At 58.6% G+C, this 14,930-nt stretch carries 15 protein-coding genes; 5 read left to right on the top strand and 10 right to left on the bottom strand.

Features of this window, described 5'->3' with window-relative positions:
• Positions 1-158: 158 nt before the first annotated feature.
• Together uppD and uppC are read right to left on the bottom strand one after the other, a co-directional pair.
• Positions 159-1,301, bottom strand: coding sequence for a polysaccharide biosynthesis type 4 glycosyltransferase UppD (gene uppD, locus AB4Z23_RS14240; RefSeq protein ID WP_111795798.1), 1,143 nt, complete (start codon positions 1,299-1,301; stop codon positions 159-161).
• A 17-nt stretch (positions 1,302-1,318) separates the two neighbouring features.
• The gene (gene uppC, locus AB4Z23_RS14235) at positions 1,319-1,891 is read right to left on the bottom strand and encodes a polysaccharide export protein UppC (RefSeq protein WP_003512614.1); all 573 of its coding nucleotides are present in this window, start codon (positions 1,889-1,891) and stop codon (positions 1,319-1,321) included.
• A 209-nt stretch (positions 1,892-2,100) separates the two neighbouring features.
• Here uppC and uppB point away from each other — a divergent pair, with 209 nt between their 5' ends.
• Positions 2,101-4,365 carry a polysaccharide biosynthesis protein UppB gene (gene uppB, locus AB4Z23_RS14230; protein ID WP_421476433.1) on the top strand — a complete coding sequence of 755 codons (2,265 nt, stop codon included), beginning with the start codon at positions 2,101-2,103 and terminating at the stop codon, positions 4,363-4,365.
• A 21-nt stretch (positions 4,366-4,386) separates the two neighbouring features.
• Here uppB and uppA read toward each other — a convergent pair whose 3' ends face one another.
• On the bottom strand, positions 4,387-5,619 hold the full coding sequence (uppA, locus tag AB4Z23_RS14225; RefSeq protein WP_421476431.1) for a polysaccharide biosynthesis GNAT family N-acetyltransferase UppA: 1,233 nt from the start codon (positions 5,617-5,619) through the stop codon (positions 4,387-4,389).
• A gap of 98 nt (positions 5,620-5,717) precedes the next feature.
• A complete protein-coding gene (locus AB4Z23_RS14220) occupies positions 5,718-5,930 on the bottom strand; it encodes a DUF2842 domain-containing protein (protein WP_003512618.1) in 213 nt (70 codons plus the stop codon).
• A gap of 227 nt (positions 5,931-6,157) precedes the next feature.
• Between AB4Z23_RS14220 and AB4Z23_RS14215 the strand changes: the two genes are divergently transcribed.
• The gene (locus AB4Z23_RS14215; RefSeq protein ID WP_421476429.1) at positions 6,158-7,276 is read left to right on the top strand and encodes a COX15/CtaA family protein; all 1,119 of its coding nucleotides are present in this window, start codon (positions 6,158-6,160) and stop codon (positions 7,274-7,276) included.
• A 6-nt stretch (positions 7,277-7,282) separates the two neighbouring features.
• Here AB4Z23_RS14215 and AB4Z23_RS14210 read toward each other — a convergent pair whose 3' ends face one another.
• From AB4Z23_RS14210 to AB4Z23_RS14185, 6 genes are all read right to left on the bottom strand, one after another.
• Entirely contained in the window at positions 7,283-8,128 is an 846-nt protein-coding gene (locus AB4Z23_RS14210; protein WP_112752845.1) for an aminoglycoside phosphotransferase family protein, read from the bottom strand.
• Between the two features lie 10 nt (positions 8,129-8,138).
• The gene (gene argC / locus AB4Z23_RS14205) at positions 8,139-9,071 is read right to left on the bottom strand and encodes an N-acetyl-gamma-glutamyl-phosphate reductase (protein WP_019565461.1); all 933 of its coding nucleotides are present in this window, start codon (positions 9,069-9,071) and stop codon (positions 8,139-8,141) included.
• A 71-nt stretch (positions 9,072-9,142) separates the two neighbouring features.
• Positions 9,143-10,096, bottom strand: a complete 954-nt coding sequence (gene speB / locus AB4Z23_RS14200) for an agmatinase (protein ID WP_441360291.1) — start codon at positions 10,094-10,096, stop codon at positions 9,143-9,145.
• 131 nt (positions 10,097-10,227) lie between these two features.
• Complete coding sequence (rpsI, locus tag AB4Z23_RS14195) at positions 10,228-10,695, bottom strand: 30S ribosomal protein S9 (RefSeq protein ID WP_003512631.1); 468 nt, start codon at positions 10,693-10,695, stop codon at positions 10,228-10,230.
• A 2-nt stretch (positions 10,696-10,697) separates the two neighbouring features.
• Positions 10,698-11,162, bottom strand: coding sequence for a 50S ribosomal protein L13 (rplM, locus tag AB4Z23_RS14190; RefSeq protein ID WP_038490710.1), 465 nt, complete (start codon positions 11,160-11,162; stop codon positions 10,698-10,700).
• Between the two features lie 251 nt (positions 11,163-11,413).
• The gene (locus AB4Z23_RS14185; protein ID WP_441360290.1) at positions 11,414-12,250 is read right to left on the bottom strand and encodes an EamA family transporter; all 837 of its coding nucleotides are present in this window, start codon (positions 12,248-12,250) and stop codon (positions 11,414-11,416) included.
• Positions 12,251-12,489: 239 nt separating this feature from the next.
• Between AB4Z23_RS14185 and AB4Z23_RS14180 the strand changes: the two genes are divergently transcribed.
• From AB4Z23_RS14180 to AB4Z23_RS14170, 3 genes are all read left to right on the top strand, one after another.
• Positions 12,490-12,636, top strand: coding sequence for a hypothetical protein (locus AB4Z23_RS14180; RefSeq protein WP_162163069.1), 147 nt, complete (start codon positions 12,490-12,492; stop codon positions 12,634-12,636).
• Between the two features lie 498 nt (positions 12,637-13,134).
• Positions 13,135-13,569, top strand: coding sequence for a CoA-binding protein (locus AB4Z23_RS14175; protein ID WP_421476425.1), 435 nt, complete (start codon positions 13,135-13,137; stop codon positions 13,567-13,569).
• A gap of 73 nt (positions 13,570-13,642) precedes the next feature.
• Positions 13,643-14,926: an O-acetylhomoserine aminocarboxypropyltransferase gene (locus AB4Z23_RS14170; protein WP_003512640.1), complete on the top strand. Its 1,284-nt coding sequence runs from the start codon at positions 13,643-13,645 to the stop codon at positions 14,924-14,926.
• Positions 14,927-14,930 lie beyond the last annotated feature (4 nt).

Raw genomic sequence — 14,930 nt, 5'->3', positions numbered from 1 at the left:
ATGCGCAACTTCAAAGTGGTAGAGCACAGTTTTCGCATCCGTGCGGATACGTGCGCTCTACGAGCAGGAAACTAGCCGAAACATGCTAAGAAACGTTTATGATGAGTTTCTACAGGACGGCGGAATATACAATTAAAAATCGTGTTTTTGAAATGTTTCTAGAGGGAAAGCAGGTGACGATAGAGCTTCATCATGTCGTCGGCCATGACAGGCGTTGAAAATTTCGCCTTGAAGCTGTCGGGGCGGGGCATCACCCGTTTCCCCCAGTCCGGGCTCTCGGCATCCTTGACCATTATCTTTGCCAGCGCATCGGCGTCTCCAGCCGGAACGAGCGCCTCGCTGTCTTCTCCCAGAACCTCAGCTATGCCTCCAACATGCGAGGCGATGACGGTTTTCCCCGCAGCAAGCGCTTCCAGCACGATGTAAGGCATCGCCTCGGCGCGTGAGGGAACGACAACAGTCGTCGCCAGCGCAAATGCCTGTCTGGCGGGCATGGCGGCGTGCATGGAAATGCGCTGCGAAAGTCCGGCCTTGGCGATCATATCAGCATATTTGTCCCTGTCCGGCCCATCGCCCACAATGACGCCGGACATGGGCTGGCCGATGCTGCGTTCCATCTTGGCGAATGCCTTGATGAAGATGTCGGGGCCCTTCAGGTCACGCAGCATGCCGATATAGAGAAAGCGCGCTGCCCCTTCGCGGGTGGGCACGGTTTCAAACTCGCTTTCCTGCACGCCGTTATAGATCATCGCCGTGCGGGTGCGTGGTTTGCCGACCTTGGTTTCGTAGGTTTCCTGTTCGAAATTGCAAACGAAACACAGGGCGTCGGTGAAACGCTCCTGAAACCGCTCGATACGCAGGAACAGCTGCCCTTTAAGGCTTTTGCGATCGTAATGCAGGCTGCCGCCGTGCGGCGAATAGAGGCGGGCTACGCGATACTTGTTCACCCGCAACAATGAGCCGATCAGCCGGGCCAGAGCGCCACCCTTGGCGCTGTGCCCATGCAAAATATCCGGCCGCAAACTTTTGATATGGTTGTAGGACTTAACGAGCGCCCACAGGTCACCGGGGCTGATCGACCGCTTGATCGGCAGGCGGGTCAACCCTAGCTCCAGCATCGGGGCGATCTGCGCGAAAAGCCGTTCCTCATGCGCGCCGCCGGTCGAACTATCACAGACGATGCCGACTTTGTGGCCCTGCTTGACGTGTTCTTCGATCAGGTCGCGGACATGGCGGAACACGCCACCGACGGGAGAGCGAAAACAGTGAATGATGCGCAGGGGAGGACCGTCATCCGCCATGTCAGCCGCTCCGTTTTTCAGAAGAAGCGTTCACGCACATAGACCGTATCGCCCGCAAGAATTGGTGCGGTGATCCCGATCCTGCCGGTCATCACCTCGGTATTGATCTTGCGGGTGATATCGACATCGGCCTGATTCGCGCGTGGCGTGAAGCCGCCGGCGATGGCGATGGCGTTCTGCGCCGTCATACCCGGCACGTAGGAATATTGGCCGGGACGGCCGACTTCGCCCATGATGAAGACGGGGCGATAACGATCGATCTCGATCGTGACGTCGGGATCGCGCAGATAACCCTGACGCAACTTGGCGGCAATGGCGGCTTCGAGCTGCGGCAGCGTCTTGCCTCGGGCGGGAACCTGACCGACAAGCGGGAAGGCGACATAACCAGCCTGATCGACCGTATAGGTATTTGTCAGCCCGGTCTGTTCGAACACGTTGATGCGCAGCCTGTCACCGCTATCGACATGATAGGGCTGCAGGGCGCCCTCGTGAAACGCCTTGGGCGCAGGTTGATATGCCGCGCAACCGGAAAGGGCCGTTAGAACGGCAAGCGTCAGTGCGGTGACATGTCGTGATCCGGCGAGCGGCATCTCATCTGGCTCCGAGTCGAACTATGAGCATTCTTATCCTTCTGTTAGGGTTAATGGGCGGTAAACAGCCAGTCGCAAGGATGGTAATATCGGCTTTATTTCATCGGCTTCGTCACAATTAACTGTTGTGTTACCGGAAAGACTTAAACTTCGCGAAAATTGGCCTCTATATTTGAGCGCCCGAGGTGTGTCTCGGTTACGGAGCGCGTATGAACGGCGATCGCATTGATGACAGGGATGTGGATATCGATCTCGCGCGGCTCGTCGCTGCCATATGGCAGCGCAAGGGCAGGATAGCGGCGATCACGCTGCTTGCCGGGGGCGCCGCCTTCGTTGTCGCAAGCATGATGTCGCCCGCTTACAAGGGCGAGGCGCGCGTCCTCATCGAATCGCGCGCAGCCTCCTTCGGTGCGTCGCAGCAGTCGAATGCGCCCGCCGAACCCGTGCTCGATGAATTGACCATCTCCAGCCAGGTGCAGATCCTGCAATCTGTTGACCTCATCAAGCAGGTCGCGAAAGATATGAAGCTTTATGAGCGGCAGGAGCTTGACCCGGCGGCGCGTCCCTCTCTCGTCTCGAAGCTGCTGGTTACTGTCGGCGTCAAGAAAGATCCGCAGCAGGTGCCGCCAGAGGAACGGATACTGAAGGCGTTCCAGGAGAGGTTGCAGGTATACCAGGTCGAAAGCTCGCGCGTCATCACGGTCGAGTTCTCGTCCGAGGACCCCATGCTTGCGGCAGCAGTCCCCAACGCGATGATGAAGGCCTATATCGCGCTGCAGAGCGGCGCGAAACTGGACACAAGCACGGAGGCGGCACGCTGGCTGGAGCCGGAAATCGCCAGTCTGCGTGAGAAGGTTCGCGATGCGGACAGGAAGGTCGCGGATTACCGCGCCTCGTCCGATATTCTGTCGGCAGGTCAGGGCGAAACGCTCGCCACCCGGCAACTCAGCGATATCTCGACCGAACTTGGCCGTATCCGCGGCGAGCGGGCGAATGCGGAGGCGCGGGCAGAGGGCGTGCGCAACGCGCTTTCGAGCGGTCGCCCGCTGGATACTTTCCCCGACGTCGTCGCCTCGCCGATGATCCAGAGACTGAAGGAAAGCGAGGCTGCCATGCGCAGCCAGATTTCCGATCTGTCTTCCTCGCTGCTGGAAGGCCATCCGCGTATCAAGGCGCTGCGCAGCCAAATTGACGGCATACAGCGGCAGATTCAGGAAGAGACCCGCAAGGTGCTCGCAAGTCTCGAAAACGAGGCCAATGTGTCCCGACTGCGGGAGCGGCAACTGGTTCAGCAGTTGAACGTGCTGAAAACGGAAAGCGTACGCGCCGGTGAGCAGCAGGTTGGCCTCAACGACCTGGAGCGCGAGGCTTCGGCTCAGCGCCAGCTTCTTGAAACCTATCTCGCCCGTTACCGCGAGGCGACGTCGCGCGCCGGTTCAGCCGAATCCACGCCCGCCGATGCCCGCGTGATTTCAACCGCAGTGGAGCCGCGCGAACCCTATTTCCCGAAGACCGGCGCCATCACCATCGTCGTCACGCTGGCGGCCTTCCTTCTCTCCTGCATCGTCGTCATGCTCGTGGAACTGTTCACCGGGCGGGCGTTGAAGCCGGTTGGCAAGACCCATGTCCCGCCGCTGTCCGATCCGCCACCACCCGCCAAAGCGCGTGCTGACACGGATGAGACACCGGATACGCCGGAGCAACCGCTTCCCGCACGTCAAGAGGATGCGCTGCCTGCGGTTCGTTCCATGCCTGCCGCTGCCCGCCAGTCCATTGTCGAACAGGAAGCGCAGATACCGGTCGCAGCGGTTGCTGCCAAACCGGTCCTGCCGGCTGCAGACGCCATGGCTGCGAAAGCGGACGCTGCGGAAGAAGAGATCGACAACGCCGACAATTTCTCGATCGACGCCGTCGCGTCTTTCCTCGCCACTCGTCTTGCCAAATCCGTCGCAGCGGTCGTGTCTCCAGCTGGTGATAGTGGTTCGACCACTACCGTCATGCTGGCGCGCGCCCTGTCCGAAATGGGCCGTTCGGTCGTTCTCGTCGATATGACGGCATCGGCCTGTCCGACGCGCCTGATGGCGCCTGAGACCGGACTGCCGGGCGTCATGGACCTTTTGGCGGGTGCCGCCGCCTTTGGCGAAACCATTCACGGCGACCGGCTTTCCGATGCCCATATCGTGCCGCGCGGCAATGCGCAGCCGCGTGAGGCCATGCGCGCGATCGACCGGTTGACCATGATCCTCAGCGCGCTTTCCGACGCCTATGACACAGTTCTGGTGGAATGCGGCGCGGTGCAGATATCGAGCCTTGAGAAAATGCTGCGCAATCTGCCGGCGGAAATCGTCGTGTCCGTTCCCGATAATGATAGCGAATTGCTGGAAAAGACCCTCGGAGAACTGGTTGCCCACGGCTACGAGCAGGCATTGCCGATGACCGGCATGCGCAAACCGGACCGTCTGAGCGCCGCATGAGATGCTGCGGCCGATAACCGGTCAGTCGGCAGCGGGCGTTGCGTCCATGCTCCGCCGACCGGCGCGGAAACGCTGAATGAACGCATAGAGTGCCGGATTGGATTTGATCAGGCTCTTTGTCCGGGCAATGGCAACGTAGGCAGAGGCTGCCGCGCGGCCCTTCAACGTCACCGGCAGGAAAATATCATGCTGCACGGTGAAAAGCGGACACCAACTACGCTTGTAGGGCTGGTCACCGACGCCGAAATCGAAGATCGCCGCATTTTCACTGCAAGCCCGTTCGATCATCAGCCAGAACAGCAGCTCACCGGGGCTGATTTCCGCGAAGGTCTCATCGATAGAACCGAACTGGCAGATGATGTGATCCTGCTTGCGCGAAAGGCCGGATATGGCAGCGATGAAACCTTCATTTTGACCATGCAGACGAATGGCGTGTAGTTCCAGAAGACTGTCTGTGCCGATCTCCGGAAAATTTGCGAGGTCATAGAAAAAGTCTTTTACCGATTGATCGCGAAAAACATCCGGAATGCCCTGCGATGCGAACCGGGCTGCCTTCTGTCGGAAAAACGTCTGCAATAATTCGCACTTTTCCCGTGGCGAACGGGCGATCACATGGCTGTAACCACCCATTTCCTCGGCTCTTCGGCTCTGGATGCGGAATTTCTTCCGGCGCCTCTTGGCGTTGATCTGCCGAAGCGTGCTCTCAAAATTTGCCAGTAAGGGAATCTGGAAGGCCGGGTTCTGGTTTTCGACGGATGCCAGATGCGAGAGCGGGTTGGTCCTGCCACGCCAGATCAGCGGTATGTTCTGCAAGGCCAGAATATCCGCCTGGCCACGCAGCAGCTTTCGCGCTTCGCGGGCAATGGCTGCCGCCGTTTTTTGGCTGGCTGCTTCGGCGAAGGACCGGTCGAAAAGCCCGGTATTGATATTGTTGAAACGGCCGCCGGGAAAACGTGCCTTGCGGATGCCGCCTTCCAGAACGATTTCGAGCGGCAGCAGGAACACGGTCTTTCCGCTTTGCCTGCCGCGAATGATGAGGAGGGGTCTGTCCTGCGTGTGCGCCCAGATGGAGCACCAGCCGTAACCCTGATGCAGCGAATTGAGCGGGTCGCACTCCAGCTGTTCCCAGTCGGCGCGGATAGTGGAGGCATCGTCGACGAGATCGATAGCCAGGCGATCGGCGCCGCGCCGCTCGTTTTGCACGGCGGCTGGTCCTTCACCCTCGCTGACTATGACCGGCGCTTCAGCCGCCATCCACGCTCTCCGGTTGTTTCGGTGAGACTATATCGTTGAGCGGCAAACAAGAGGTTTATAAAATTGCGACCTCTGGATGTCCCGTAGAAGGCAGGTGCCTATTCCTGTTTTTTGGAGCCGGCCATCCATTTGATGACCAGCATGGCGGGCAGTATCCACAAAAGCCCACTCAGCACGAAGTAGGCAAGATGCACCCACCATGGAGATTGCGCCAGCGTCGCCGACGCGATGGCCGTCGCCGCTACGGCGTAGATGACGACGAGGCAGATGATGACGATGGTGCCGATGAGCGATCTGAGGCGAGGGTGCATGAAATCTTCCGTAACCGAGCATGTATCCCAAAAGTGTCATCGGTTTTGGGGAAAAGACATGCGTAAAACAAAAAATCTAGATCGTCGTGGTGATTCGAAGCAGAAACAGGACGATCTAGTGTCTGGCGAAACTATACCGCCGCGACCGGATGCCGCAAACCCTGAGGCCTTGTTTTGTTGTGCCGGTTGGGGCTAATCAACATGACTGTATGATGGAGACCTCAAAGATGCATTCGAGCGGCATGACGATGGCAAATGGTTCTGCGGAAATGGTGGTGGAGGCTGCCCTGCAGAAACAGGAGAAGGATCGCCGCCTGCTGCGCATCTGGCTGCGCGTCGTTCTCTTCACGCTGTTCTGTCTCGTGCTTGTCGGCGGCGCCACGCGGCTGACCGAATCCGGCCTGTCAATTACCGAATGGAAGCCCATCCACGGCGCCATTCCGCCGCTTTCCGTTGCCGAATGGGAAGAGGAATTCCAGCTCTACAAGCGTATTCCCCAATATCAGGAAATCAACCGGGGCATGTCGCTCGATGAGTTCAAGACGATTTTCTGGTGGGAGTGGGCGCATCGACTGCTTGCCCGCGCCATCGGTCTCATCTTTGCCCTGCCGCTCGCCTTCTTCTGGCTGACCGGCCGCATCGAAAGGCGCTTGCGCCTGCCGCTCATCGGCCTTCTGGGACTTGGCGGCTTTCAGGGCTTCGTCGGCTGGTGGATGGTGTCTTCCGGCCTCGTCAACCGTACGGATGTCTCGCAATATCGCCTGGCAACGCATTTGACGATCGCGTGCCTCATCTTTGCGGGCTGCATGTGGATATTGCGCGGCCTGTCGCACCATTCGCCCGATGCTGCCAAAGAAACGACCGGCCGCCGTTTTGCTGCGCTGCTGACCTTCCTCTGTCTGTTCCAGATTTATCTCGGCGCGCTGGTGGCGGGGCTGAATGCCGGCCTGTCCTACAACACGTGGCCGCTGATGGACGGCTCCCTGGTGCCCGGCGATCTTTTCCTGCAACAGCCCTGGTGGATCAACCTGTTCGAAAACCCGAAGACGGTGCAGTTCGTCCACCGCCTCGGCGCCTATACGCTGTTTGCCGCCACGCTGTGGCATATGGTGTCCTTGGCGCGCGCCTTGCCCGGCACGCCGCATGCCCGCCGCGCCGTACTGTTCTTCGTGTTGATCTCCATTCAGGCGGCGCTCGGCATCACCACGCTTCTGATGCATGTGGACATTCATGTGGCGCTCGCCCATCAGGGCATGGCGCTGCTGGTGCTTGGTTTTGCAGTCGCCCATTGGCGAGGCTTCCTCGGCGAATACCCGGCACCTGTCGCGGTTGAGATCAGGGACTGAAAACCATTAAAATTGCTTCAGGACAGACTTGATGGTTGTCGCGACGGCCAGTTCGTCGTCGCGTTCGCGCGTGTTGCCATCTTCCTCGTGCCATGCCGCCGAAAGGCAGCCGTAGGCGAACGCATATTGTAGAAGTACCCGTTCGTCCCGTTTGAGCGCTTTCGCAAAAATCGACGCCATGGAGGCAATGCGTGCCTCGCTGCGTGTCAGATCGAAGCGGTCGAGTGGATTGGAGAACATGTTGGCGACGTCGAGTGCTTCATCGCCGATCAGGCCTGCCGGGTCGATGATGATCCAGCCACGCGCACTGCGCATGATGTTTTCGTGGTGCAGATCGCCGTGCAGCGGTCGAATATTGCTTTGGTGCCCGATAAGCTCCTCGGCAAGCGAAGCGGCTTCGATGTAGGGGCTGTCGGTGCCTTCGCTGCGATCGTGCTCGGCTTTACGGAACAGACTTTCGAAATATTGCGGCAGCGTCAGCAGGCTGGCTGGTGGCGTCTGCGTTGAAGGCTGGTGATAGTGAAGGAGAACATCGGCGGCGATTGCGGTCGTGGCATCATCGTCGCCGTCGCGAAAAAGCACGTCGCGCAATGTCTCATTGCCGGCATGTTCCATGAGCAATATGTCGTCGGAACGATCAAGCAGCTTCACGCAGCCGACACCCGCCCGCCATTCGATGAAATCCGCCCCGCGAAGGCTGTCTTTTAGAACCTTGTGTTTAAGTACCTTGGCGATGGCAAGGGAACCATTGCCAAGTCTGACTTCGTAAACCACCCCGGCCGGCGTATCGGCAATCTGTTTTGCGGCCTCGATATTCCACGAGGCCGGAAAAAAGGGGATAGCTCGGCTCACGCAGAAAGCCTCATGCCGAGAGCATCAGCTCCATGTTCTGGACAGCCGCACCCGATGCGCCCTTGCCGAGATTGTCGAGCAGCGCGACGAGATTGATGTGTTCGCCGCCCGGCGTGCCGAAGACGAACAGCTTCATCGTGTCCTTGCCCGCCAGTTCCTCGGCATCGATGCGGGACAGCCCCTTGCTTTCGGCAAGTGGAACGACGCTGACGATGTCCTGTCCGGCATAATGGGCGGTGAGCGCGGCATGCACGGTCTCGATGGTCGCGCCGTCCTTGAGGTCGGCGGCAAACAGCGGAACCTGCACGATCATGCCCTGCGGGAAGCGCCCGACGGAGGGTGCAAACAGCGGCGCGCGGTCCAGCTGGCCGTGAATGGTCATTTCCGGCACGTGCTTGTGTGCAAGCGTCAGGCCATAGAGGAAGTTGTTGGCACTGATCGCATCGTCCCTGCTCTGATCTTCCATCTGCGCGATCATCTGCTTGCCGCCGCCGGTATATCCGGACACGGCGTTGACGCTGACGGGATAACCATCGGGCAGAATGCCGGCGGCGCGCAGCGGACGCAGAAGGCCGATCGCGCCGGTCGGGTAGCAGCCCGGATTGGCGACGAAGCGGGCGGAACGAACCTTTTCGCCCTGTTCCTTGTCCATTTCGGCAAAACCGTAAGCCCAGTCCTTGTGAATACGATAGGCGGTCGAGGTGTCGATGATGCGGACATTGTTGTTGCCTGCCACCATGGTGACAGCTTCTCTGGAAGCATCATCCGGCAGGCAGAGAATCGAAATGTCGGCGTTGTTGAGCATGTCCTCGCGGATAGCGGCGTTGCGGCGCTCTGCTTCGGGAATGGACAGCAACTCGATATCGCGGCGACCAGCAAGGCGCGTGCGGATCTGCAGACCCGTTGTGCCGTGTTCGCCATCGATGAAGATCTTCGCTGTCATGTCCTTGTCCTGACTTTTCAGAGGGTTGCGAGTGTAATCGGATTCAGTTTGCTAAGCGCCCGGGCGTCGGTTCAGCCGGCCTTCGCCAGCCGTTCGGCGCGCAGGCCAAGCATATACATTGCAACGGTCGCTCCGGCAATGGCAGTGATATCAGCATGGTCGTAAGCGGGCGCGACCTCCACCACATCGGAGCCGCGAATATCGAGCTGGCCGAGTCCGCGAAGGACGGACAATATCTTGGCGCTTGTCGGCCCACCGGCCACAGGCGTACCGGTTCCGGGCGCAAAGGCTGGATCGAGGCAATCGATATCGAAGGTCAGATAGGTGGGCATCCCTGCCGTGTGCTTGATGATCAGCGAGGCGATGTCGCTCGCCCGCATCTCCTCCACCTCGTAACCGTGGAGAATGCGGATGCCGAAATCCTCAGGCGCATGGGTGCGAATGCCGATCTGGATGGAACGATCGGCATCGATCAGACCATCGCGCACGGCGCGTGCCACGAAGGAACCATGGTCAATGCGTTTGCCGTCGTCGAACCAGGTATCCTGATGCGCATCGAAATGCACCAGCGCCAGCGGGCCGTGCTTTGCCACATGCGCCTTCAGCAGCGGCCAGGTGATGAAATGGTCGCCGCCAAGCGTCAGCAGATAATCCGTCTTGGAGATGATCTTGCGCGCTTCCTTTTCGATTGTATCAGGCGTTTTCCAGTGATTGCCGTAGTCGAGCAGGCAGTCGCCATAATCGATGGTCGGCATATGGGCGAAAAGATCGCGGGCGAAGGGATATTGCGGGTCGTTGTCGAAAATCGCGGAGGCGCGGCGGGTCGCCTGCGGCCCGAAGCGTGCACCCGGCCTGTTGGATGTCGCTGCATCGAAGGGGACACCCCAGACGGCCGTCGATACGCCCTTGAGGATCTTGGTATATTTGCGCCGCATAAAGGAGAGGACGCCCGCATGGGTCGGGTCGGTCGCAGCCGATGTCAGCGTTGCTGCGGTGAAGGCATGGTCGATGGTTTTTGATGGCATTGATCACCCCATTGCGGTTTGCGCTGAGGGTGCTGTCTTCTCGCCGAAAAAACAAGGAGGATGGCAATGAAAAAAGGCGGAGCCGAAGCCCCGCCTTTTCGAAGTTTTGAACGAACGGTTCCGAGAAGCGATTAGCGCTTGGAGAACTGGAACGAACGGCGGGCCTTGGCCTTACCGTACTTCTTACGTTCGACAACGCGGCTGTCGCGGGTCAGGAAGCCACCCTTCTTCAGAACGGCGCGCAGGCCCGGTTCGAAGTAGGTGAGGGCCTTGGACAGACCGTGACGAACGGCACCGGCCTGACCGGACAGACCACCACCGGCAACGGTAGCGATGATGTCGAACTGGCCCGTGCGTGCAACGGCAACGATCGGCTGCTGAAGGATCATCTGCAGAACCGGACGTGCGAAATACGTGGTGAAATCGCGGCCGTTGATGATGATCTTGCCAGAACCCGGCTTTACCCATACGCGGGCAACGGCGTTCTTGCGCTTGCCGGTCGCGTAGGAGCGGCCGAGAGTGTCAACCTTGCGGACGTGCACGGGAGCAGAAGCTTCCGATGCAGGGGCGAGGTCTTTCAGAGAGGAAAGATCGGCCATTATCAGGCGCTCCTTACGTTCTTCTTGTTGAGCACGGCTACGTCGAGAACGACGGGCTGCTGTGCTTCGTGCGGGTGGTTCGAGCCGGCGTAAACGCGCAGGTTCTTCATCTGACGACGGCCGAGCGGGCCGCGCGGGATCATGCGCTCGACGGCCTTTTCAACGACGCGCTCCGGGAAGCGACCTTCGATGATCTGGCGAGCCGTACGTTCCTTGATGCCACCCGGGTGACCGGTGTGCCAGTAGTACTTCTTGTCGGAGTACTTGTTGCCGGTGAAGGCAATCTTTTCCGCGTTGATGACGATGACGTTGTCGCCATCATCGACGTGGGGGGTGTAGGTGGCCTTGTGCTTGCCGCGCAGGCGGGTTGCAATGATGGTGGCGAGGCGACCAACAACGAGGCCTTCGGCGTCGATGATGACCCACTTCTTCTCCACCTCAGCAGGCTTCTGAACGAAAGTAGACATGGATTTCACTTTCTAACGTGGACCCGTCATCCTCTTTTAAAGTAAGAGCATACGGGCGTTTCTTGTTGCTTGGTTTGGTCACCCGAAGGCGACCGCAAATGACCATATTCCCTTTGGAATCCGATCTGTCGCGCTTATACGGTGTGCTGGATGAAGCGTCAATATGACGGATTTTGCTGACTGTAAAAATAAACCAATAAAAACAATGGTTTATTTATGTGGTATTATTTTACCCCATAGATTTGCCTATTTCATCCCAGCCGCATGACCAGAACACCTGCTGCGATGATGCCGCCAGCGAGATAACGCCAGACGCTGGCGCGTTCTTTGAGGATGACGACGGAGATCACCAGCGCAAACAGAATTGAGGTTTCGCGCAGCGCCGCGACGACGGCGACGGGGGCCTTGGTCATGGCGTAGAGCGCCAGCCCGTAGGATAGGATGGAGCCGCCGCCGCCGATCAGGCCGCGCCACCAGTTTCGCTGCACATGCTGCGCAACGGCGCTTACGCCGCGCTGGTAAAAGGCAAAACCGAAGAGGAGGACGGGCGGCAGAAGCGACATCCACAGCGTATAGGAAATCGCGTTGCCGGAAAGCCTTGCGCCGACACCATCAACGAAGGTGTAGGATGCAATTACGAAGGCGTTGATGAGCGCGACAATGATCGCCTTTCCGCCGCCGCGCCGCGCCTCGAAGGCAAGCGTCAGGATGCCGCCGGAAATGATGGCAATCCCGGCAAGCGCAAGCGGGCTTAAAATCTCGCTGAGAAAAAGGCTGCTCGTCGCTGCGACGATCAGCGGCGCCACGCCACGCATGACGGGATAGACGAGGCCGATATCGCCGATCGTATAGGCGGCGGCGACTAGGCGGAAATAGGCAAATTGCAGAACGGCCGAGGCGATGAGAAAGGGAATGGCTACCGGCGCAGGAAACGGCAGGAAGGGCAGGAAGGGTAAAGAACAAGCTGCGGCGCCCGCCGCGATCAGCGAGGCGTCCAGCGACTTGTCGGATCCGGATTTTACCAGCGCATTCCATCCGGCATGCAATATCGCGCCCAGAAGCACCAGAATTAGAATGTCAAATGTCACGATAGAGACTCGCTCATGGGCTATTCCAGGCAACCTACAGCATCGGCTTGAAAACCGGAATCCATTTTCCGTGGTGGCTGTGGGAGACGCAAATCCTCCTGTCGTAAGCGGTTGCTTCTTTGCGGATTATGACGCGTGTCAAGTTTCGGGTTTGTGCGTGTTGCGGGATGGAGTGGGCAACTGTGCGAGAGGCGATATGCGGCCGTGCTCACGATTTCATCAGCAGGACAGACGCGCCGATGCCGGATGCACAGCTTATGGTTTTGCTGTGGAACGTGTTTTTTGCAAAAATGCGACCGATTGCGGCGATTATTCCTGCTCAAAATTGCCCATATCCAGAAGATAAAACTGTATCAATCAAGCGAGCACATGCAGGCTCAAAATGAAAAGAAGTTTCAATTCATTACTGAATGGCTCGCTACAACGTTACAGTTTTACCTATAACTTGATTTACGGAATAACTTTCTGAAAATTAGATACGCCTAATGCATCGGTGAACGGAATGAAAACAAACAGGAGACGAAGGGCGCATAAGATGCACGCAAATGTTGTTTCAGCAAATGTTCATCGAAATGCATGCTTTTGAAAAACTGGATAAAAATACTCAGCACAACGCCGCTTAAGGTGTTTTTATGAAATCATTTTGCGCGAAACTAGGTGTACTTTCGTGACACCACGAGCCCGGCTTGTTCAATATTTTCATTCGGGCGGGGGTTCAAGAGAAGGAAGAGGGTTCCTAGATCTAGGAAAGGGGCCGCAAAAAAGCGGTGCGAAAAGCTCGTCCGCGGATTTATGCGGGAGAGGCAATTCTCGCTGGGCCATTGAGCGTCGACCCGGCGCATGAGGTCCTTGAACCGCGCGATATGGCAGAGGGAAAAGTTGACATGCAGCATGATACCTATGAACCGGATTACCTCAGAAAAATTCTGACGGATGTCAGGACCATCGCCCTGCTTGGCGCCTCTCCCGATCCGGATCGGCCGAGCCACGGCGTCATGCGCTTTCTGCTGTCCAAGGGTTACCGCGTGTTTCCGGTCAATCCCGGTCAGGCGGGCAAGGAAATATTGGGGCAGAAGGTGTATGCGCGGCTTGCCGACATTCCCGAACCCGTTGATATGGTCGATGTGTTCCGGGCGCCGGAATATTTGTCGGCAATTGTCGAAGAGGCGATATTGCTGCCGCAGCGGCCATCGGTGATCTGGGGCCAGCTTTCGGTCAGAGACGACAATGCGGCGGCCAAGGCCGAGGCCTACGGCATGAACGTGGTGATGGACCGTTGCCCCGCAATTGAGTATCCGCGTCTCAATATTGTGCGATAGTTGGTACGGATTGGACTTATCATTTGGCGGCAAGGCATTATGATCCCTCCAAAATATCATTGGAGGAAACATCATGCCGAGCAGCAATCCCGGGTTCTCAACGTTGGCCGTGCACGCGGGCGCACAGCCCGATCCGACCACCGGTGCGCGCGCGACGCCGATCTACCAGACAACGGCCTATGCCTTCCGTGACGCCGATCACGCAGCCGCGCTGTTCGGATTAAAAGAGTTCGGCAATATCTACACGCGCATCATGAACCCAACCCAGGCGGTTCTGGAGGAGCGTGTCGCAGCGCTTGAAGGCGGCACGGCGGCACTTGCCGTTGCATCCGGTCACGCCGCGCAATTGCTGGTTTTCCACACATTGCTGCAACACGGCGACAATTTCGTCGCGGCACGCCAACTTTATGGCGGCTCCATCAATCAGTTCGGCCACGCCTTCAAGGGTTTCGACTGGCAGGTGCGCTGGGCCGATGCGGCTGATCCGGCCACTTTCGAACGGCAGATCGACGACCGCACACGCGCCATCTTCATCGAAAGCCTCGCCAACCCGGGCGGCACATTCGTGGATATCGCCGCGATTGCAGATGTCGCCCATCGTCACGGCCTGCCGCTCATCGTCGACAACACCATGGCAAGCCCCTATCTGTTGCGGCCGCTGGAACATGGCGCGGATATCGTATTGCATTCGTTGACGAAATTCCTCGGCGGCCATGGCAATTCCATGGGTGGCATCATCGTCGATGGCGGCACTTTCGACTGGTCGGCCACGGATAAATATCCGTCGCTGTCGCAGCCCCGCCCAGAATATTCCGGCGTCGTGCTGCACCAGACCTTCGGCAATTTCGCCTTCGCGATTGCCTGCCGCGTTCTTGGCTTACGCGATCTCGGCCCTGCGATCTCGCCCTTCAATGCCTTCCTCATCCTCACAGGCATAGAGACCCTGCCGCTGCGCGTTCAGCGCCACTCCGACAATGCCCTGGCCGTCGCCAAATGGCTGAAGGCGCACCCCAAGGTCGGCTGGGTGCATTATGCCGGGCTGGAGGACAGCGACAACTACGCAATCCAGCAGCATTATTCGCCAAAGGGCGCTGGTTCCGTCTTCACCTTCGGCATCAAGGGCGGTTATGCCGCCGGCAAGGCGCTGGTGGAAGGTCTGCAACTCTTCTCCCATCTCGCCAATATCGGCGATACACGATCTCTCGTCATCCACCCGGCTTCCACGACACATGCGCAGCTGACACCGGAACAGCAGACGGCGGCGGGTGCCGGACCGGATGTGGTGCGCCTCTCGATCGGCATCGAGGATGTCAAGGACATCATCGCCGATCTCGAACAATCGCTTGCGAAGCTCTGAGAGA

It is taken from the genome of Agrobacterium sp. MCAB5, from assembly GCF_052114365.1.
Lineage (GTDB): Bacteria > Pseudomonadota > Alphaproteobacteria > Rhizobiales > Rhizobiaceae > Agrobacterium > Agrobacterium tumefaciens.
Note: the sequence above shows the minus strand (reverse complement) of the source record. Positions and strands in the feature narration are given on the sequence as shown.